Source organism: Pelomicrobium sp. G1, assembly GCF_051905455.1.
GTDB lineage: Bacteria > Pseudomonadota > Gammaproteobacteria > Burkholderiales > UBA6910 > Pelomicrobium.
Genome location: NZ_JBQACR010000019.1, coordinates 1 through 18735 on the forward strand (window position 1 = coordinate 1; position 18735 = coordinate 18735).

The 18735-nt window shown below is 64.3% G+C and carries 18 protein-coding genes; 12 read left to right on the forward strand and 6 right to left on the reverse strand.

Annotated features, from left to right (window positions below):
• Positions 1-197: 197 nt before the first annotated feature.
• The 4 genes from ACTFO6_RS15845 to ACTFO6_RS15860 are packed head-to-tail and all read left to right on the forward strand — an operon-like array spanning position 198 to position 4684.
• On the forward strand, positions 198-1292 hold the full coding sequence (locus ACTFO6_RS15845) for a mandelate racemase/muconate lactonizing enzyme family protein (RefSeq protein ID WP_439935413.1): 1095 nt from the start codon (positions 198-200) through the stop codon (positions 1290-1292).
• 37 nt (positions 1293-1329) lie between these two features.
• Entirely contained in the window at positions 1330-1764 is a 435-nt protein-coding gene (gene glmS, locus ACTFO6_RS15850) for a methylaspartate mutase subunit S (protein ID WP_439935414.1), read from the forward strand.
• A 30-nt stretch (positions 1765-1794) separates the two neighbouring features.
• Complete coding sequence (glmL, locus tag ACTFO6_RS15855) at positions 1795-3210, forward strand: methylaspartate mutase accessory protein GlmL (RefSeq protein WP_439935415.1); 1416 nt, start codon at positions 1795-1797, stop codon at positions 3208-3210.
• Positions 3188-4684 carry a methylaspartate mutase subunit E gene (locus tag ACTFO6_RS15860; RefSeq protein ID WP_439935416.1) on the forward strand — a complete coding sequence of 499 codons (1497 nt, stop codon included), beginning with the start codon at positions 3188-3190 and terminating at the stop codon, positions 4682-4684. Before glmL ends, ACTFO6_RS15860 begins: the two co-directional genes overlap by 23 nt.
• 56 nt (positions 4685-4740) lie before the next feature.
• Here the strand turns inward: ACTFO6_RS15860 and ACTFO6_RS15865 are convergent, their stop codons facing one another.
• The 5 genes from ACTFO6_RS15865 to ACTFO6_RS15885 all read right to left on the reverse strand — a co-directional run bounded on the left by ACTFO6_RS15865 (position 4741) and on the right by ACTFO6_RS15885 (position 8828).
• A complete protein-coding gene (locus ACTFO6_RS15865; RefSeq protein WP_439935417.1) occupies positions 4741-5157 on the reverse strand; it encodes an NfeD family protein in 417 nt (138 codons plus the stop codon).
• Between the two features lie 61 nt (positions 5158-5218).
• Entirely contained in the window at positions 5219-5599 is a 381-nt protein-coding gene (locus tag ACTFO6_RS15870; RefSeq protein WP_439935418.1) for a YajD family HNH nuclease, read from the reverse strand.
• A gap of 49 nt (positions 5600-5648) precedes the next feature.
• Positions 5649-7163 carry an aldehyde dehydrogenase family protein gene (locus ACTFO6_RS15875; protein ID WP_439935419.1) on the reverse strand — a complete coding sequence of 505 codons (1515 nt, stop codon included), beginning with the start codon at positions 7161-7163 and terminating at the stop codon, positions 5649-5651.
• A gap of 153 nt (positions 7164-7316) precedes the next feature.
• Entirely contained in the window at positions 7317-7505 is a 189-nt protein-coding gene (locus ACTFO6_RS15880; RefSeq protein ID WP_439935420.1) for a hypothetical protein, read from the reverse strand.
• Between the two features lie 345 nt (positions 7506-7850).
• On the reverse strand, positions 7851-8828 hold the full coding sequence (locus ACTFO6_RS15885; RefSeq protein ID WP_439935421.1) for an integron integrase: 978 nt from the start codon (positions 8826-8828) through the stop codon (positions 7851-7853).
• Between the two features lie 174 nt (positions 8829-9002).
• Here ACTFO6_RS15885 and ACTFO6_RS15890 point away from each other — a divergent pair, with 174 nt between their 5' ends.
• The 3 genes from ACTFO6_RS15890 (at position 9003) to ACTFO6_RS15900 (ending at position 10860) form a co-directional block, all read left to right on the forward strand.
• Positions 9003-9422: a hypothetical protein gene (locus ACTFO6_RS15890; protein WP_439935422.1), complete on the forward strand. Its 420-nt coding sequence runs from the start codon at positions 9003-9005 to the stop codon at positions 9420-9422.
• 102 nt (positions 9423-9524) lie between these two features.
• Positions 9525-10268 carry a hypothetical protein gene (locus tag ACTFO6_RS15895; RefSeq protein WP_439935423.1) on the forward strand — a complete coding sequence of 248 codons (744 nt, stop codon included), beginning with the start codon at positions 9525-9527 and terminating at the stop codon, positions 10266-10268.
• Positions 10269-10281: 13 nt separating this feature from the next.
• Positions 10282-10860 (forward strand): N-acetyltransferase family protein, encoded by a 579-nt coding sequence (locus ACTFO6_RS15900; protein ID WP_439935424.1) that lies wholly within the window; start codon positions 10282-10284, stop codon positions 10858-10860.
• A 212-nt stretch (positions 10861-11072) separates the two neighbouring features.
• On the opposite strand, the gene ACTFO6_RS15905 is transcribed toward ACTFO6_RS15900, so the two are convergent.
• On the reverse strand, positions 11073-12188 hold the full coding sequence (locus ACTFO6_RS15905) for an NADH:flavin oxidoreductase/NADH oxidase (protein ID WP_439935425.1): 1116 nt from the start codon (positions 12186-12188) through the stop codon (positions 11073-11075).
• A 181-nt stretch (positions 12189-12369) separates the two neighbouring features.
• Between ACTFO6_RS15905 and ACTFO6_RS15910 the strand changes: the two genes are divergently transcribed.
• From ACTFO6_RS15910 to ACTFO6_RS15930, 5 genes are all read left to right on the forward strand, one after another.
• Entirely contained in the window at positions 12370-13344 is a 975-nt protein-coding gene (locus tag ACTFO6_RS15910; protein ID WP_439935426.1) for a Bug family tripartite tricarboxylate transporter substrate binding protein, read from the forward strand.
• A gap of 95 nt (positions 13345-13439) precedes the next feature.
• Complete coding sequence (locus ACTFO6_RS15915) at positions 13440-14003, forward strand: tripartite tricarboxylate transporter TctB family protein (RefSeq protein ID WP_439935427.1); 564 nt, start codon at positions 13440-13442, stop codon at positions 14001-14003.
• Positions 14004-14015: 12 nt separating this feature from the next.
• Entirely contained in the window at positions 14016-15575 is a 1560-nt protein-coding gene (locus tag ACTFO6_RS15920) for a tripartite tricarboxylate transporter permease (protein WP_439935428.1), read from the forward strand.
• Positions 15572-16999, forward strand: coding sequence for an acylating sulfoacetaldehyde dehydrogenase (gene sauS / locus ACTFO6_RS15925; RefSeq protein WP_439935429.1), 1428 nt, complete (start codon positions 15572-15574; stop codon positions 16997-16999). Before ACTFO6_RS15920 ends, sauS begins: the two co-directional genes overlap by 4 nt.
• A gap of 88 nt (positions 17000-17087) precedes the next feature.
• Complete coding sequence (locus tag ACTFO6_RS15930) at positions 17088-18650, forward strand: AMP-binding protein (protein WP_439935430.1); 1563 nt, start codon at positions 17088-17090, stop codon at positions 18648-18650.
• Positions 18651-18735 lie beyond the last annotated feature (85 nt).

An 18735-nucleotide genomic window follows, 5' to 3' on the forward strand; every position in this document is an offset into this window, starting at 1 on the left:
TCGGCGACCCCTTCCGCCGCGACGCCCTCTCCAAGCCCAAACGGCTGCTGGAAAAGTACAAGGACTACGTGTGAGGCCCCGAGGGCGCCCGCGCGCCCTCGCGCAAGGATGAGAAGCGGGATCGACCCGCCCAAAGCCCAGCGGGCCGGGCGCCCCAAGGCGCCCGGCGAGCGCCGCGGCAAACCCTTAGGAGAATCATGAGCGTCATCGAGCATGTCACGCTCTATCGGCTCCAGGTGCCCTTGACCACCCCGTACAAGCTCGCGTTCGGGCCGGTCAGGGCCTTCGACACCCTCCTGGTGGAAGCGGTGGACTCGGACGGCCGCGAAGGATTGGGGGAGGCGACGCTCCTCACAGGCTACACCGAAGAGACCATTGACGGGAGTTGGGCGCTGACCCGGGAGCTGGCGCCCCGAATGGTGGGCCGCTCCCCCTTGGACGCGAAGCGCGTGGCCGAGGCGGCGGTCGGCGCGGCGCCTTTCACCACCACGGCCCTCGCCACGGCTGTGGATATGCTGGAGGGCCATCCATGTTTGTCGGTGGAGCGAACGACGACAGTGCCTCTGCTGGGACTCGTGAACGGCACGCAAGCCCACGAGCTGGAGTCGGAGATCGAGAAGCTCCTCAGCGAAGGTCACGGCACCCTCAAGATCAAGGTGGGCTTCGATCCGGAGCGGGACGCGCGCAAGGTGGCCCTGGTCCAGCGGTTCAACCGCGGGCGGGCCCGGCTTCGCATCGACGCCAACCAGGGCTACAACGTCGACGAGGCGCGCCGCTTCTTGCGGACGCTGGATCCGGCCAGCGTCGAGCTCTTCGAGCAACCCTGCGCTGCGGGGGACTGGACCGCGGCCAAGGCGGTGGCCGAAATCTCGCCGGTGCCCATGATGCTGGACGAATCCATCTACGGGATCGAGGATATCGAGCGCGCCGCACGCCTGCGATGCGCCAGCTTCATCAAGCTGAAGCTCATGAAAATGGGAAGCCTCGATCGCCTCAAGGCCGGCATCGAGCGCATCCGCGCTTTGGGCATGGAACCGGTCCTGGGCAACGGCGTGGCGTGCGAGATCGGCTGCTGGATGGAGGCTTGCGTCGCCCGGGAAACGATCGGGAACGCGGGCGAGATGAACGGGTTTTTGAAGCCCGTGTCGCGCCTGCTGGAGCGGCCCCTCCGGTTCGAGCGCGGGGCCATCGTGCTGGAGCCGGGCGATCGGCCCTCCCTCGACCGCGACGCGCTGGCACGCTACACGGTGGCGCGGGAAGGATTTTCCGCGAAAGCCTCGGCCGCGCTTTGAGCGTGTTTGCATGTAAGCGCTTCCAAAGGATGGGATGATGGGACGGAAAACGCTGGTCACCGGGGTCATAGGGTCGGACACCCATATCGTGGGCAACCGCATTTTGTCCATGGCGCTGGAGAAGGCCGGCTACAAGGTGGTGGCCTTGGGGGCGCTGACCCCGGCCGAGGACTTCATCAAGGCGGCGGTGGAGACGAACGCTGATGGGATCCTGGTCTCTTCCCTCTACGGCCAGGGAGAGCTGGACTGCCGGGGCTTTCGCGACAAGTGCATCGAAGCGGGCCTGGAGAACATCCTGCTCTACGTGGGCGGGAACCTGGTGGTGGGAAAGCAGCGCTGGGAAGACGTGGAGAAACGCTTCCTCGCCATGGGCTTCGACCGGGCGTTCCCCCCCGGCACGCGCACCGACGAGGTGATCGAGGCCCTCGCCCGGGATTTCGAGGCCCGGGAAAGGCAAAAGACAGAAGCGTGATTCACCAGGGGGGAAATTTTCGCTGATCGCATGAAGACGGCGCTCCTCATCGATTTCGGCAGCACCTACACCAAGCTGCGGGCGGTGGACGTGGACAATGCCCGCATCATCGGCGCCGGCCAGGGGCCGTCCACCGTTGCCACCGACATCACCGTGGGCATGGTCACGGCGCTCCAGGACCTGGAAGCCCATATCGGTCCGCTTCCCAGGTTTACCTACCGGCTCGCCTCTTCCAGCGCGGCTGGGGGCTTGCGCATGGTCACGGTGGGGCTGGTGCGGGAACTCACCGCGGAAGCGGCCCGCCGGGCAGCCCTCGGGGCCGGGGCGAAGCTAGTAGGCACCTTCGCCTATCGCCTGACCCGCGGCGATGTCAAAAAGATCGAGGCGCTTTCCCCCGACATCCTGCTGCTCGCAGGCGGCACCGACGGCGGAAACAGCGAGGTGATCCTGCACAACGCCGAAGCGCTAGGAACCTCCTCCCTCGCGTGTCCCATCGTCTACGCAGGTAATCGGGCGGCGGCCGAAGAGGCTCAACGGCTCCTCGGCGGCAAGACGGTCATCGTTGCCGAGAACGTGATGCCCGAGTTCAACGTGCTCAACATCGAGCCCGCCCGTGCCGCCATCCGCCGGGTGTTCATCGAGCGTATCGTGCACGCGAAGGGCATCGACCGGGCCCAGGCCCTGTTCGATCAGGTGTTGATGCCTACGCCCGAGGCGGTCATGGAGGCGGCACGGCTGCTGGCCGACGGCTGGGAAGGGCAGCCGGGGCTGGGGCCCCTGCTGGTGGTGGATCCGGGTGGGGCGACGACCGACGTGCATTCGGTGGCGGACGGGCAGCCGACCCAGCCGGGGATCATACCCCACGGCTTGCCGGAGCCGCGCGTCAAGCGCACCGTGGAAGGGGACCTGGGCATGCGCCACAACATTGGCGCCGTGGCCGAGATCGTCGGTCTGGAGGCCTTGGCCCGGGATGCGGGACTGCCCGCCGACCGGGTGAGGCAAATGGTGGATGAGCTCTCGCGCGAGGTGGAGCGGCTGCCAGAAAGCGACGAAGAGCGGGCCCTCGATCTGGCCCTCGGCCGCGCCGCCGTGCGTTTGGCGGTCCAGCGCCACGCCGGGACGCTGGAGACCGTCTACACGGTCCAGGGACCGGTCCAGGTGCAGCACGGCAAGGACCTGCGGGAAGTGGCCACGGTGATCGGCACCGGCGGCGTGCTGGTCCACGGCGCCGATCCTGGAGCGATCCTGGAGACGGCCCTGTTCGATCCTGCTGAGCCCTGGTCTCTGCGGCCGAGGGCTCCGCGGCTTATGCTCGACCGCGATTATTCCCTGTACGCCTGCGGCTTGCTCGCCCAGGTGGAGCCGGCAGCCGCGCTGCGCTTGGGCTGCAACTGCCTCGTTCCCGTGCACAAGGAGTCCCGTCATGAACGCACCGTCGGCGCCTGAGACTCGGCTACCCCTCTCCCAGGAACGGATCCCCGATGACGCCTTCGACGCCATGCGCCGGGAGAACCTGGCCCGCTGGCCCACGGGGAAGGAGGTGGTGCTCGAGCGGGCGGTGGAGCTGCACCAGCGGCTGCCGAAGCACAAGCGGCTCGCCTACGTCATGCGGCGGGCGGTGCAGGAGGGCCGCTGCCTTACCCAACCCCGGGGTGGCTTCGGCACTTTCCGGCTGCAACTGGAACTGATGCAAATCCTGGACAAGGAAGGACTAGCCGACATCGTGCCCACCACCACCGACAGCTACACCCGCAACGAGCAGTGGGTGCTGGCGCAGAAGGGGATCGAGGAGTCGGAGCGGGAAGGACGCTCCATGCTGAACGGCTACCCCATCGTGAACTACGGGGTTGAGGTGAGCAAGAAGCTGATCGAGGCCATCGACAAGCCGGCCATCATGCTGACCGGCACCGCCATGCCCAAGCTCACGGGGGAGATCGGTTTCGCCTCGGGCTATTCGGGCTACCTGGGTTCTGGCATCGCCTACACCACTTCCTACATCAAGGAACTCTCCATCGAGGAGGGTATCCGCAACTACCAGTACCTAGACCGGCTGGCGGCGCTGTACCAGGAGCACGGCGTCGAGCTGCACCGGCGCCAGCCGGGTTTCCTCACCGGCACCAACATCCCGCCTTGCATCGCCATCATGACCTGCGTCCTGGACGCGCTGCTGGCCGCCGCCCAGGGGGTCAAGAATTACGGCCTGGAGATGGGGCAGACGCTGCACCTCGTCCAGGACGCGGCGGCGGTGCGGGCTTGCCAGGATCTCGTTCAGGAATACCTGCGCAAGGCGGGCTACACGGATGTATTTACCCCAGTCACCCTTCTCCACTGGATGGGCGCCTGGCCCCACGACGAGGCCCAGTCGGCAGCCCTGGTGGTCTACGGCGGAACGCTGGCCGCCGTGGCCGGGGCGGTGTCGGTCACCACCAAGACCACCCACGAGGCGTTCGGCATCCCCACGCCCCAGGCGAACGCGGAAGGGTTGCGCATGACGCGCATGGGGATTTACCTGGCGCGCCGGATCCGTCTCGATCCCCTACCCGAGTTCCAGTTCGAAGTGGAGCTGATCAAGCGGGAAGTGCGGCCCATCATCGACAAGACCCTGGAGATGGGGGACGGGGACGCGGCGGTGGGGGCGGTGCGCGCATTCGAAGCCGGCGTCATGGATATCCCCTGGTCCCCCAACCGCTGGTGCAAGAGCCGGGTGATGCCGGCCCGGGACGCCGAGGGGTACTTGCGCATCCTGGATCCTGGCCTCATGCCCTTCCCGAAGGACGTGCTGGAGATCCACGAGGAGCGGCTCAAGCGGCGCGCGGAGAAGGATGGCGTGCCCTTCGGCCCGGAGCTGGCGGTGGCGAGCGTCTACGAAATCTCCGAGCCCCTGGCACGGCTTATGAGCGACGCTTGGGCGCGGGACTGAACCCATCGGGTTTCCATTGCTTCCTCCCTTGCGCCGGGCCTTGTGCCCGGCTTTTTTTATCGGCCGGGCTTATCTATCGGACGAGCGCTCGGCGAAACCCAAAGCGTGACCCCTTCCACCCGCTCGATGTGCGCTTTAGCGCCCGGGCGGGGCACGTGTTCCTGGGGGACCGCGGCGCGTGCCTTCCATCGTTCCCCCTTGAGCCGTACGTGCCCGGCGTAGAACCCGTGCTCATCCTGCTGGAAGTCGGAGAGCACCTCCACCTCTTGGCCGGGAAGCGACTCGGGGCCGACCTGGGGTCGAATTCGGGAGGCAAGACGCTGGAGCAGAAGCTCGATGGCGATGAAGATCAGGGCGGCGATGGGAAGCCCGTACCGGGCTGGCAGGTCGAGCCCCCAGTACACGCCCACGGCGAGCAGCGCCGAAAACGGAAAGGCCAGCAGAAGCAATACGACGCGTTGACCGACCGTCATGGGAGGGTAATGCCCGATATTTCCTTAGGCCGAGGACTGCGGCGGAATGTTCCGTGGGTCGTTATCTCTTGCGTTCGAGCAAGGCGTCCAGGCCGGCGAACGGCTTGTAGGTTGCCCGGGATTCAGGCTCGGTGCCGGGCGCGGGCCGGCCGCGAACCGACTCGTCCACGACCCGCGCGTGCTCGTTCTCGTGGCAGTAGAGGCACAGGAGCTCCCAGTTGCTGCCGTCGGGCGGATTGTTGTCGTGGTTGCCGTCCCGGTGATGCACGGTGAGCTGATAGAGCGTCGCGCGGGTGAATTCCCGCCCGCACCGGGCGCAGATCCAGGGAAAGAGCTTGAGGGCCCGCGCCCGATACCCTTTCTCCCGCTCCTCCCGGGCGCGCCGGGCCTCGGCCACGATACGGTCGAGGCGTGCCTTGTCCGGCGGTTTGCCGGGCGGCATGGCTGGCCTCCTGCAAGCTGGCGGTCCGCTGAAAACGGACGCACCGCGGTTACTTTCCGTAATTCACGATCACCGTCTTGGTGGCGGTGAAGTGCTCCAGCATGGATTCTAGGGAATACTCCCGCCCTAGCCCGCTCATCTTATAGCCGCCGTAGGACAGCCCCGCCCTCGGCCCCGCGTACTGGTTCACTTGCACGAAACCCGCCTGGAGCTTTTCCGCGAAGGCGAGGGCCTTGGCGAGATCGCGGGTCCACAGCGCCCCAGCGAGGCCGTACTGGGTATCGTTGGCGAGGGTGAGGGCTTCGTCGAAGTCGCTAAACCGGTACAGCAGCGCCACGGGACCGAAGATCTCGTCGGTGCACACCGGGGAGGTGTGGGGAACCCCCTCAATCAGAGTGGGCGTGTAGAAGTAACCCTTGTCTAGCCCGGGTGCGGGGCCGCCGCCGCACAGGATGCGAGCGCCCGGGGTGGCGCGGGCCATGTCCACGTAGGACTTGACCCGCTCGAACTGCTCCCGGGAGATGATGGCCCCCATCTGGGTCGCCTCGTCCAAGGGATCGCCGATCTTGAGCTTCTCCAGTTCCTTCACGGTGCGGGCGACGACCTGGTCGTAGACCTGGTCGTGCAGGTAGATGCGGGTGCCGGCGGAACAGGACTGGCCCTGGCGGGTGAAGCGCATGCCGGCGATGATTCCTGGCACTGCTTTGTCTAGGTCGGCGTCGTCCATCACGATGTTCGGGCTCTTTCCCCCGAGCTCTAGGGTAACCGGGCAAAGCTTTTCAGCGGCGTAGCGCAGGATCTGCCGACCCACCGAAACGGAGCCGGTGAAGCTTACCTTGCGCACCAGGGGATGCTCGGCTAGGGGTCGGCCCGCCTCTTCCCCGAACCCGGAGATGGCATTCACCACGCCAGCAGGCAAGACTTCGTTCAGGATCTCCACCGTGCGGGTCACGGTCAGGGGCGCTTGCTCGGCGCTCTTCACCACCAGGGTGTTGCCCGCCACCACGGCCGGACCCAGCTTCACGCACAGGAGGGCGAGGGGCGAGTTCCACGGGATGATGGCGCCGACCACTCCCAGCGGTTCGCGCGCTACGTAGGCCAGCGTATCCGGGTCCCAGGGGATCGTGCGTCCCTTGAGCTCCGACCACAGGCCGGCGAAGAACCGTAGCAGCTCGATGGCGCCGGCCACCTCGGGCCGAGACTGGGTGGCGAGGGCATTGCCGGTCTCCAACGCCAGGAGCCGGGCGAGGGGTTCCGCCTCCTGCTCCAGCCGGTCGGCGGCCCGGCGCAGCAGGTCGCCCCGCTCCCGGGCCGGGAGGTGCGACCAGGCGGGGTAGGCCCGATGGGCGACCTCCACCGCCCAGGCCACGTCCCGGGCATCGCACCGGGCGGCTTCCGCGATGACGGTTTCGTCGCCAGGATTTTCCACCGGAAAGGTGCGGCCGCTGGGCGGAGGCTGAAGCCGACCGTCCACCAGGACCTGGCCGGCGAGGCGGCGGGCTTCCGTCAGGGCGGCGGCCTTGGCGGGGCTCGCGGGGGTGCGCAGAGGTTCGACGCTGGACATGGAGGTTCCTCAAAGACGATGCACAGACGACACCCGCCCGCGCCAAGGCGCAACGGGCGCTCTTCGAATAAAAGGGAATTTTAGGCGCGCCCCAGCCGGGGCGAAACCTCTATCGCTCAGCCGGACGGAGGATCTCCGGCCGCTTGGCGCCGTTCAAAGATCGCCGAAAGGATTTTCGATGGCGCGGGGATCGCCCTGCAGCCGGCTCGGAAAGGTGCGCGGATGACGCTCTTCCCGCCAGCAGCCGCACGCCCGGTACTCCCCGGAGGCGTCGCCGAAGGACGCCTCCTCTTCGACCGGCCGGGGGAGCCGGTCTTCGATGCTCTTCAACACTGCGCTCATCTCGGGTCTCCTCGTCCGCGCTTGTGGCGCGGGCTTCCGCCGCTCTTTTCACGATATGAAAGAGCCACGCAACATATGATAGCGCAAGAAGTATAACGAGAGCTTACCGTTTCTATTATTCTTTCTTATGATTTGATTGGGCTCGACCAAGACGGGTTAATGGTCCTCGGGCCTGTGGGCAAGGGGGTGGTCAATAGGTTCTCGAACTTTGTCTTTTTCCATGAGGCCGGCCGCTGCGGCAAGCGGCGCGGATTCACCGACGCCGGAAGAGCCATTCGACTCCACGAGGCCGCGGTGAATTCCGACAAACGGCCGGATACCGGGAAAAGATCGAGCGTCAGGACTTTAAAGCTGATCCAAGGGGCTCACCACACCGCGGCCGCCGCGGTTGAGCACGTGCGTATAAATCATCGTCGTGCTCACGTCCTGGTGGCCGAGCAACTCCTGCACCGTACGGATGTCGTAGCCGCTCTGCAACAGGTGGGTGGCGAAGGAATGGCGCAGCACGTGCGGCGTGCACGGCTTGGTTATCCCGGCGCGCGAAGCCGCCAGCTTGACCGCCCTCTGCACCGTCTCCGGCAGGATGTGGTGGCGCCGTACCGCACCCGACCGCGGATCCGTCGAGCGCACCGTCGAAGGAAACACGTACTGCCAACCCCAAGCTTTGCCGGCCTTGGGATACTTGACCGCCAGCGCGTCCGGCAGCCACACCTCGCCGTAGCCGGCGGCCAGGTCCTCATCGTGCAGCTTCTTGGCCCGCGCCAGTTGGTCTTGCAGGGGCGCGATCAGATTCTCCGGCAGCATTGTCACCCGATCCTTGCCGCCCTTGGCCTCCCGCACCACGATCTCGCGCCGCTCGAACTCCACGTCCTTTACCCGCAGCCGCAGCCCCTCCAGCAGGCGCATGCCCGTGCCGTAGAGCAGGCTGACGATGAGCCACATCGTGCCGTTCAACTCGTTCAACAACGCGCGCACCTCGCGCGGCGTCAGCACCACCGGCAGGCGCTTTTTCACCTTGGCTTGCACCACCTCGTCCAGCCACGGCAGCTCGACGCCCAGCACCCGCTTGTAGAGGAACAGCAGCGCCGCCTTGGCCTGGTTCTGGGTGGAAGGCGAAACCTGTCGCACCGTCGCCAGATGCGTCAAAAACGCGCAGACCTCCGCCGCTCCCATCTCGCGGGGATGGCGCTTGCCGTGGAACAGTATGAAGCGGCGTGCCCAGTCCACGTAGGCCTCCTCGGTGCGCAAGCTGTAGCGCTGCACTCGCAGCGCTTCGCGCATCCGGTCCAGCAGCTTCGGGCGTTTCGTGACAATGGCATCCATTCGTCAAATCTTACGCAGCCTAATTCAGGAATGTAACGCTATGTCGTTGACTGTTTGGATTATGCAATTGACTTAGTCTGCTTGCCGGTCTATGCTAGCCTTCACCTAATTTTAGTTAGGGGTGTTAAACAATGTGCGCCAATAAGCCCTCCACACTGACCGGGTACAGAAAAAATGAAAATTCCAATCCTGTGCAAGTTGCTCGGTTGTCCGTCCGGTCTTTTACAACAAACCCATAAAAACACTTCTTTGAGGTATCCCATGCTTGAAGCTCTTTGGTCAGTTGAGTTCGTTTCAAATTCTCAAGGCGTTGGTGCTGGTGTAGCCGTCATCGAAAACGGAAAAGTTCTTGGTGGTGACGCACAATATTTCTACGTTGGCGAGTGCTACGTAGAAAACGGCATTGTTCAGGCTACCGTTAAAGTCACCCACTACTTTGGGCAACCACACTCCGTTTTTGGCCCAGCAAAGCAATTCACACTCTCCTTGTCTGGCAAACCCGCACAAACAACTTTCGATATGTCGGGGTATGTCATAGAAAACCCACAGCTAAAAATCCTCATCAGGTTTACCCGCCGTGCCGAGCTTCCATAACACCCCTAACAATTCCATCAACCCGGACTGGCTTACAGCGGGCTTCGCCCGCTTCCAGCCAGCCGGTTATGTCAAACGTTAGCCAGCCAAGCCAAGCGCACGATGAAAAACCAGTACTTCGGTGACATCAACGACTACCGCAAGTATGGTCTCCTGCGCGCACTACAGTCGGGAGGCAACAGTCGTCTGCTCGTCGCCTGGATGCTCACGCCGGACGACGACACCCGAGACGGGCGACTCCGGTCGTACCTCAAAGCTCCCGCCAAGTGGGAAAAGTACGACCCGGCTCTGTTCGCCGGTCTCGCTGACCTCCTTCGCGTGGCACGGCAGCCTACCGTGTCACTGATCGAAGGGACCAGCCTCCTGCCGGGAGCGTCCTACTACTCGGCGCTGGTCCCCGACGCGCGCCGGGAACGTGAGGCGTGGTTTGATGGCCTGCTGCGTGCAGCCTCTGGCGTCGATCTCGTATTCGTCGATCCGGACAATGGGATCGAGGTGCCCTCGAGGCCAGTCGGTCGCAGAGGCTCCTCGAAGTACGTCACCTGGGACGAAATCGGAGGGCTGTGGACGGCAGGGTGTTCGATTCTCATCTACCAGCACTTCCGTCGTGAGCCCCGTGAAGCCTTCGCGGAACGTATCGCGGCAGACCTACGTTCCCGCACCGGCGCAGGTTTCGTGGAGGCGTTTCGAACGCCTCGCGTCCTATTCCTGTTGGCAGCACAGGACCGGCATGCGAAGCGTCTCGGAGATACGATTCCCTTCCTCTCGCACCGCTGGAACGGTCAAATCAAGGCGATGGGGCTGGCTAACAAGCCGCTGCAGCCGACCGGCTTCGCCGGCGGCTGAGCGGGAAGACGTTATGCGGTCGGTAGCCCGTGAAATGAACGAATGCTCGAGAGTTCCGAGCTTGCGTTTCCGAGAAGTCACACCAGACCTATGGAAAGACTTTGAGGCGCTCTTCGAAGGCAAGGGCGGACCGAAGAATTGCTGGTGCATGGTGTGGCGGACGTTGCCCAGTAAAAGCCGCAGGAACAAAGCGGCCAAGAAGCAGGCGATCAAGAATCGCATCTTGGAGGGGCAGCCTGTTGGCTTGCTTGGATACCGAGGAAGCGAACCTGTCGCGTGGTGCTCGGTCGCACCGCGCGGCACTTTCCGCGACCTCGGCGGTCTCGACGATGATAGCACTGTTGTGTGGTCCCTTGTGTGCATGTTCGTCAAGCCTGAGCTTCGCGGTCTAGGCATCGGCCAGCAACTTATTCTCGCCGCGATGGAACTCGCACGTCGTCATGGTGCGGACGTTCTGGAAGCATATCCTGTCGATCCAGAGTCTCCGAGCTATCGGTTCATGGGCTTCGTACCCGTGTTCCAAGAACTCGGCTTCAGAGAGGTAGGGAGGGCCGGAAGCCGAAGGCATGTCATGCGCCTGGACCTGCGATGAGGGCTGGTATATATGAGCCGCACAACAACCGGCTGCAGCGGACGATCCCTCGCTGCGCGCGGGATCGCCGCTGAACCGGAGCGTTAGTCGGCCTTTGGAGGGTGCGCTGAAGCGCACCCTGCTGCTTGCAGCAGTCGGCCCCGCGTGACTCCAGGCCGGTCGCTAAGCGGCGAAATGGCCCTCGAAAGCGCGGAGCGGGATTGGTGTCGCTTCTATCCCCGCGCCGCTTCCCGTTCGGCGAAGGTGTCGTTGCGCACCCAGGGACGGCAGCGCAGGTACGGGTTGGGGTAGTGAACCGTCGCGCTCAGCTCGGCGGCGGCGTGCCAGGCCCAGCGCGGGTCGTAAAGCATTCCTCGCGCCAGCGCTACCATGTCCGCCTTGCCTTCGGCCACGATCGCCTCGGCGTGGCGGGGCTCGGTGATCATGCCGATGGCCACGGTGGTGAGACCTGTCGCGCGTCGGACCGCCTCGGCGAAGGGCACCTGGTAGCCGGGGTAGGTCTTGATGACCTGATTCTTGACTAACCCGCCGCTGGAGACATCGATCCAGTCACAACCCAGTGCTTTGAGGGCGCGGGCAAACTCCAGGGTATCCGGCAGGTCCCAACCGCCCTCGGCCCAGTCGGTGGCCGACACCCGCACGCCCAGGGGCCTGTCCTCGGGCCACGCCGCGCGCATGGCGGCGAAGACCTCCAGGGGAAAGCGCATGCGATTCTGCAGGGAGCCCCCGTAGCGGTCAGTGCGGCGATTGGAGAGGGGAGATAGGAACTGGTGCAGCAGATAGCCGTGGGCGCAATGCAGCTCCAGGGCGTCGAAGCCGATGCGGGCGGCCCGCCGGGCTGAGGCGACGAAGGCGTCGCGGATCGCCTCGATCTCCTCCATCGTGAGGGCGCGGGGCACAGCGGCGCCCTCGCCGGACGCCACGGCAGACGGGGCCACCGGCTCCCAACCCCCTTCCTCCGGCGTGAGCTGCCGACGTCCCTCCCAGGGCGGGAGGGTGGAGGCCTTGCGGCCGGCGTGGGCCAATTGGATTCCGATCCGGGCGTGTCCGTGGCGCTTGCAGAAATCCACCACCCGCTTCAAAGCCCGTTCGTTCTCGTCCGAGTATAGGCCCAGGCAGTAGGGCGTGATGCGACCGCGGGGTTCCACGTCCGTCATCTCCACCATGAGGAGCCCCACTCCCGAGACGGCGAATTGCCCCAGGTGCATGAGGTGCCAGTCGGTGGCGCAGCCCTCGACGGCCGAGTATTGGCACATGGGCGAGACCATGATGCGATTGTCCAGGACGGTCTGGCGCAGGCGTAGCGGCTGAAAAAGACGGCTGCTCATCGGGGGTCCCTTCGATAACGGACGCTTGGGGACAGGCAATCGCGCGACATAAGGATATCCCATAGGCGGATAATGATGTAAGCGGTTGCATAAAGCTCCCGCTTCGTATAAAGTGCCTCTCAGGCTCCGAAAAAGACCGCATGAAACGGGCCTGTGCACCTATCGAACCAGAGGAGACGATATGATGAACCGCACTCAGCTTATCCGCCCCTTTGTCGCGGCGGCGTTGGTCGTGACGGCGGGCGCCGCAGGGTGGCCCGTGGCCCACGCCGAGGAAAAGTATCCGTCGCGCCCGGTGGAAATCGTGGTACCTTGGGGTCCGGGCGGCGGAGCCGACCAGGTGGCGCGCCAGGCGGGCAAGATCCTGGAGGAAGTGCTCAAGGTTTCCTTTCCGGTGGTGAATGTTCCTGGGGCTACTGGGCAGACCGGTCTGACCAAGATGCTGACCGCCCCTGCCGACGGCTATACCATTTCCATCATGACGGGGGACACGTTCAGCTTGCTTGGCAGCGGGGCCAAGCTCAACTGGAGCCTCAATGATTTCGTGCCGGTGGCCATCATGATCCGCCAGCCGTCGGCGTTTTTCGTTGCCGAGAACGGTCCGATCAAGAACTGGAACGACCTGGTGAACGAGGCCAAGAAGCGGCCGCTCAAGGTGGCAGTAACCGGCTTCGGCAGCCCGGACGACATCCACGTCAATTACTTCAAGAGCAAGGGCATTAACCTGGTCTCGGTGCCCTTCGCTAAGCCTGGCGAGCGCTACAGCTCCATTCTCGGCGGCCACGCCGACGTGCTGTACGAGCAACTGGGAGACGTGAAGAGCTTTCTCGAAGGCAAGCAGATGCGGCCGGTCGTCGTTTTCGATTCCAAGCGCTTCCCTGCGTTTGCCGACGTGCCAAGCTCGGCCGAGCTTGGCTATCCCATCAGCATTTACCAGTTCCGCATGTTCATCGTCAAAGCGGGCACCGATCCCCAGAAAATCAAGGTGCTCTCGGATGCGCTCGCCAAGGTGGCGGCTGACCCGGGTTATAAGGCCTACCTGAAAGACCAGTATGCCCTCGAGGACAGCTATATTCCGTCCGCAGGCGCCCAGAAGTTCCTGGAAACCGAGCTCAATAACATGAAGAAATTCGCTGCTGAAGCCGGGATGAAGTAGAAAGCCGTTCCCCCGAGGGCCGGTGTCCGGAGATGCCGGCCTTCGTATTCCATAGCCCGCCGGAAGTGGGCAGGGGGAGCGAAGGAGGAGCGAAAATGATCGTCGAGCGGCTCAAGCGAGCGCTTCCCTACGGGGTAGTGCTGACGGCGGGTTTTTATCTATTCCACGTTGCCAACCGGATCGAGTATTTCGCGCCGCCCGGCCGGATTGGTCCGGACGCCTGGCCCAAGATCGTGATCTGGCTTCTAGTGGCAGCGAGCGTCTACGGGATCATCCGAGCGCTGACCCGCCCTAGTGCCGAACCCCTTCCCGAGAAGGAAATTGTGGAAGCGCCTGTAGGGGATCCTCATCCGACGCTCGACGCCGAGCCGTCGGAGAAAACCTATCCGGGGCTGCTCCTCATGGGGGTGCTCGCCACCCTCGCCTATGTGGCCTTGGTGCCCACGCTGGGCTTCTTTCTCGCCACGAGCAGCTATCTGATCGCCTTCATGGTCATCGGCCGCTACCGGAATTGGGCGGTCATCTTTTCCACTGGCATCATCGGATCGTTGTTGATGATGTTCTTTTTCATGCGAGTGGTCTACATCTCCCTGCCGATCGGAACAGAGCCGTTCTCGGCGATCACGCTTTTCCTGATGAAGCTGATGGGCATCAAGTGACGAGGTGACGACATGGACAACGTATTACATCACCTCGCTATCGGCTTCCTTCACGTGTTCGAGCCATGGAACCTGGTGGCGCTCGTGGTAGGACTCGTCATGGGCCTACTGGTGGCCGTGTTGCCGGGGCTCACGCTGGTGATGGGCGTGGTGCTCGCCCTGCCCTTCACCTACAGCATGGACGTCATCCCGGCTATCATCCTGCTTACCGCCATGTACGTTTCCGGCACCTACGCCGGAGCCTGGACCTCCATCCTGTTCCGCGTGCCGGGCGAGCCCATGGATGTTCCCCTCCTGTGGGACGGTTACACCATGGCACGCAAAGGCCAGGCAGCCCTTGCCCTGGGTTGGACCCTGACTGCCGCCCTAATCGGCGGGCTAATTGCCGCCACCTTCATGGTGGCAGCGGCTCAGCCCATCGCCAGGATCGCGCTCACTTTTTCCACGCCCGAGTACTTCGCCATCCTGTTCTTCGGCCTGGCGAGCGTGGTGTCCCTGGGCGGTGGCTCCCTCACCAACGCCTTCATCAGCCTGTTCATCGGGTTGCTGATCGCCAGCGTGGGGATAGACGAAACCTACGGGGCCGAGCGCTTCACCTTCGGTGTGGACATTCTGCGCGACGGCATCGACTACCTGGTGGTCATGGTGGGCGCCTACGGCCTCGGGGAAGTGTTCGCCCGGATGGAAACAGGCTTCAAGTCGGTGCCGCTGCAGGCGGTCGATAGCGTAAAGACCCGCCTGCCGGGTCTGCGCGATATGTGGCACGCCAAGATCACCTACCTGCGCGGTTCCCTGACGGGCATCATCGTAGGACTGGTGCCGGGTGCCGGCGCCACCATCGCCTCCTTCGTCTCCTACGGGGTCGAGATGCAGTACGGCAAGAAGAAGGAACAGCTCGGTACCGGCATCCCCGAAGGCATCGTCGCGCCGCAGACGGCGGCCACTTCTTCGGTGGGCGGCGCGCTGATTCCGCTGATCACCATGGGCATCCCGGGCAGCGGCGCCACCGCCATCATCCTCGGTGCCTTCCTGCTCCACGGGCTGCAGCCGGGTCCCCAGGTATTCGCTAACAGCCCCCATATCGTGTACGCGATGTTCGCGTCGCTTTTCGTCGGCATCGTCGGCATGTGCCTGATTGGCTATTTCGCTGCCAAGGTACTGGTGAAAGTACTGGACTTTCCCGAAGCAGTGGTGTCCGCCTACGTGGTGATGTGCTGTTTTCTTGGCGCCTTCGCCGCGCGCAACAACGTGACCGATTTGTGGCTACTGGCGAGTTTCGGGATCCTCGGCTACCTGTTCGAGCGCTTCCGCTTTCCCATTACGCCCCTGGTGCTGGGGGTCATCCTGGGCCCGCTCGCCGAGACCAACTTCATGACCACCATGGTCAGCTACAACAACGACTGGACAATTTTCTTCACCCGGCCGATCAGCGGCACCATCATGGTGCTCGCCATCATCGCGCTGGTCTTTCCGCTGGTACGGACGCAGTTGCGCAGGCGCAAGCTTGCCCGCGCGGCCGAAGCAGGGATGATGGCGCGCGAACCGGGACGCACTAGGGAGATTGGCTCATGAACACGCGGGCGGGAAAGATCGTTTCCATGGGCGTGGCCGAGATGGTGGCGGGGCTGGTGGCGCGGGCTCGCGCCGCCCAACGGATCTACGACCGGTACACCCAGTCCCAAGTGGACGAGGTGGTCACCGGGGCCGGATGGGCCATCGTGGAGCCCGAGCGCAACCGGCGGTTGGCGGAGCTGGCGGTCAAGGACACGGGCCTGGGGGTCGTAGAGGACAAGATCCTCAAGAACCGTCGCAAGACCATGGGGCTGCTGCGGGACCTCCGGGGTGCCAAGAGCGTCGGTGTAATCGCCGAGTACCCGGAGAAAGGAATCATCGAGATCGCCCGCCCGGTGGGTGTCGTCGGCGCGATCACCCCTTCCACAAATCCGGCGGCGACCGTGGCCAACAAGGTGATCAACGCCCTCAAAGGGCGTAATGCCATCATCGTGGCCCCCTCGCCCAAAGGCGCTTCCACCTGTGCCTTGCTGCTCGAGTTCATCCATGCGGAGCTCGCCCGGGTAGGCGCCCCCCAAGACCTGGTGCAGATGCTGCCGAGCCCTGTGTCCAAGGAGCTCACCCAAGAGCTCATGCGCCAGGTGGACCTGGTCGTGGTCACCGGATCCCAGAACAACGTGCGCGCAGCCATGACGAGCGGCACCCCCGCCATCGGAGTGGGGGCGGGCAACGTGGTGGTGATCGTCGACGAGACGGCGGACCTGCCTGACGCCGCGGCCAAGATCGCCGCCTCCAAGACCTTCGACAACGCCACAAGCTGCTCTTCGGAAAATCACTTGGCGGTGCTGGAAAAGGTCTACGAGCCCACCCTCGCCGAGCTCAAGAAACAGGGGGGCGCGCTGCTCACGCCCGAGGAGAAGGCGAAGCTGCAGAAGGCCATGTGGCCCGACGGCAAGTTGTCGCCTTCGGTCATCGCCCAGTCGGTGGCGCGCATCTGCGAAGTGGCGGGGCTTTCCCGGGAGGAGCTGAAGAGAGCGCGCTTCCTCATGGTGGAGGAGACCGGGGTGGGGAAAGACTACCCCTTCTCGGGGGAAAAGCTCTCCCCGGTGCTCACCGTCTACCGGGTCAAGGACTTCGACGCGGCCTTCGAGCTCACCTGCCGCATTTACGCCTACCAGGGGGCGGGGCACTCCATCGGCATCCACACCCGGGACGAGGCCCACGTGCTGCGCCTGGGACTGGAGGCGCCCACCTGCCGGGTAATCGTGAACCAGGCCCACTGCTTCGCCAACGGGGGAAATTTCGATAACGGGCTGCCCTTTTCCTTGTCCATGGGCTGCGGCACCTGGGGCAAGAACATCATCTCCGACAACCTGAACTACCGCCATTATCTCAACATCACCCGCATCGCCCGGGTCATCCCTCCGCGGGAGCCCAGCGAGGAGGAGCTCTTCGGCGAGTACCGGCAGAAGTATGGGATATGAGTAATTCACCACAGAGGCACAGAGGAAAGAAGAAAAACTAGTTTTTTCTCTGTGCCTCTGCGGTTAGAACTCCGGTTGAAGGAATACGATGCGCACCGTCCGACATTTCATCGACCTGCAGGCCCGGGAGCGGCCGGAACGGCCTTACCTGATCGCCCCGGAGACCGGCCGCACCATGACCTACGCCCGGCTGCAGGAGCACTCCGTCGCTCTTACCCGCTATCTCCTCGCCCGTGGGCTCAAACAAGGCGACAAGGTCTCCCTCATGTTGCATAACGGCTACCAGACGGCGCGGCTGTTCCTCGGGATCATGTACGGGGGCTTCGTGGTTTCCCCGGTGAACCTGCTGTCCCAGTCCGTCCAGCTCAAGCACGTGCTGGAGCACTCCGATACCCGGCTGGTTTTCGTGGGCCCAGACTTCGAAGAGCGAGTGCGGACCATACTCAAGGAAGTTCCCCGCGAGGTGGCCATGGAGGTGATCGACGTGGACGCCGAGGATATCTTCGATCCGACGGCGCTCCCCCAGGCAGCCTTGCCCCAAGTGGGCGAGGAGGACGACGCGCTGCTCATGTACACCTCGGGCACCACGGGGCTGCCCAAGGGCGTGGTGCTCACTCACAAGAACGTGATCTCGGGCGGGCTTTTCGTGACCCAGGCCCACCGGCTCGCCGCCGAGGACAGGGTGCTGTCGTCGCTGCCCCTGTACCACATCAACGGGCAGATCGTGACGGCGGTCGCGCCCCTGGTGCACGGGGGGTCCGTCGTCATGCCCCACCGCTTTAGCGTCTCCAGCTTCTGGGATCTGGCGTGCCGCCACAGTTGCACCTGGATCAACGTGGTGCCAACCATCATCTCTTACCTGCTCAACGCCTCCGATCCTCGGGAGAAAGGCTTGGACCTGTCGAAGATCCGCTTCTGCCGTTCGGCCTCCGCGCCCCTGCCGCCGGCCCAGCACAAGGCGTTCGAGGAGAAATTCGGCATCGGCATCATCGAGACCTTCGGCATGACCGAGACGGCGGCGCCCTGCTTCACCAATCCCCTGGAGCCGGAAAAGCGCAAGATCGGCAGTCCGGGCCGAGCCTTCGGCAACGAGGCCAAGATCATCGACCCCGAAACCGGGAAAACCCTGCCACCCGGCCAGGCGGGAGAGATGATGGTGCGCGGGGATAACGTGATGCGAGGCTACTACAAGGACGCTGCCGCCACTGCCAAGACCTTGGAACCCGACGGTTGGATGCATACTGGCGATCTCGGCTACATGGACGAGGACGGCTTCGTGTTCGTCACCGGCCGCATCAAGGAACTCATCATCAAGGGCGGGGAGAACATCGCGCCCCGGGAGATCGACGAGGCGCTGCTCAAGCACCCGGCGGTGCTGGAGGCCGCCGCGGTGGGCATTCCCGACGAGCACTACGGCCAGGAGATAGCCGCCTACGTGGTGCTCAAGGAGGGTTGCGAATGGTGCACTGAGGAGGAGCTCACCGAGTTTTGCCGCGAGCAGCTCGGCCGTTACAAGACGCCCAAGCAGATCCGCTTCGTCGCCGACTTGCCCAAGGGCCCCTCGGGCAAGGTGCAGCGGCTGAAGTTGCTGGAGCTGGACGCCGCCTCCTCGGGCGCGAAGGCGCAAGCCGGTCGCGCCCAGGCGGCGTGAGGCGACGTCGAGGCGCGAAGCCGGGACCGATCACAACCCCGGCGGGCGCGTCCGGAACACCTGGGTCACCGTTGCCCCAGGTCAG

Bases quoted from the DNA above. Each gene is read 5' to 3' on its own strand.
- ACTFO6_RS15845 (WP_439935413.1), top strand. From the start codon at position 198: ATGAGCGTCATCGAGCATGTCACGCTCTATCGGCTCCAGGTGCCCTTG.
- glmS (WP_439935414.1), top strand. From the start codon at position 1,330: ATGGGACGGAAAACGCTGGTCACCGGGGTCATAGGGTCGGACACCCAT.
- glmL (WP_439935415.1), top strand. From the start codon at position 1,795: ATGAAGACGGCGCTCCTCATCGATTTCGGCAGCACCTACACCAAGCTG.
- ACTFO6_RS15860 (WP_439935416.1), top strand. From the start codon at position 3,188: ATGAACGCACCGTCGGCGCCTGAGACTCGGCTACCCCTCTCCCAGGAA.
- ACTFO6_RS15865 (WP_439935417.1), bottom strand. From the start codon at position 5,157: ATGACGGTCGGTCAACGCGTCGTATTGCTTCTGCTGGCCTTTCCGTTT.
- ACTFO6_RS15870 (WP_439935418.1), bottom strand. From the start codon at position 5,599: ATGCCGCCCGGCAAACCGCCGGACAAGGCACGCCTCGACCGTATCGTG.
- ACTFO6_RS15875 (WP_439935419.1), bottom strand. From the start codon at position 7,163: ATGTCCAGCGTCGAACCTCTGCGCACCCCCGCGAGCCCCGCCAAGGCC.
- ACTFO6_RS15880 (WP_439935420.1), bottom strand. From the start codon at position 7,505: ATGAGCGCAGTGTTGAAGAGCATCGAAGACCGGCTCCCCCGGCCGGTC.
- ACTFO6_RS15885 (WP_439935421.1), bottom strand. From the start codon at position 8,828: ATGGATGCCATTGTCACGAAACGCCCGAAGCTGCTGGACCGGATGCGC.
- ACTFO6_RS15890 (WP_439935422.1), top strand. From the start codon at position 9,003: ATGAAAATTCCAATCCTGTGCAAGTTGCTCGGTTGTCCGTCCGGTCTT.
- ACTFO6_RS15895 (WP_439935423.1), top strand. From the start codon at position 9,525: ATGAAAAACCAGTACTTCGGTGACATCAACGACTACCGCAAGTATGGT.
- ACTFO6_RS15900 (WP_439935424.1), top strand. From the start codon at position 10,282: ATGCGGTCGGTAGCCCGTGAAATGAACGAATGCTCGAGAGTTCCGAGC.
- ACTFO6_RS15905 (WP_439935425.1), bottom strand. From the start codon at position 12,188: ATGAGCAGCCGTCTTTTTCAGCCGCTACGCCTGCGCCAGACCGTCCTG.
- ACTFO6_RS15910 (WP_439935426.1), top strand. From the start codon at position 12,370: ATGATGAACCGCACTCAGCTTATCCGCCCCTTTGTCGCGGCGGCGTTG.
- ACTFO6_RS15915 (WP_439935427.1), top strand. From the start codon at position 13,440: ATGATCGTCGAGCGGCTCAAGCGAGCGCTTCCCTACGGGGTAGTGCTG.
- ACTFO6_RS15920 (WP_439935428.1), top strand. From the start codon at position 14,016: ATGGACAACGTATTACATCACCTCGCTATCGGCTTCCTTCACGTGTTC.
- sauS (WP_439935429.1), top strand. From the start codon at position 15,572: ATGAACACGCGGGCGGGAAAGATCGTTTCCATGGGCGTGGCCGAGATG.
- ACTFO6_RS15930 (WP_439935430.1), top strand. From the start codon at position 17,088: ATGCGCACCGTCCGACATTTCATCGACCTGCAGGCCCGGGAGCGGCCG.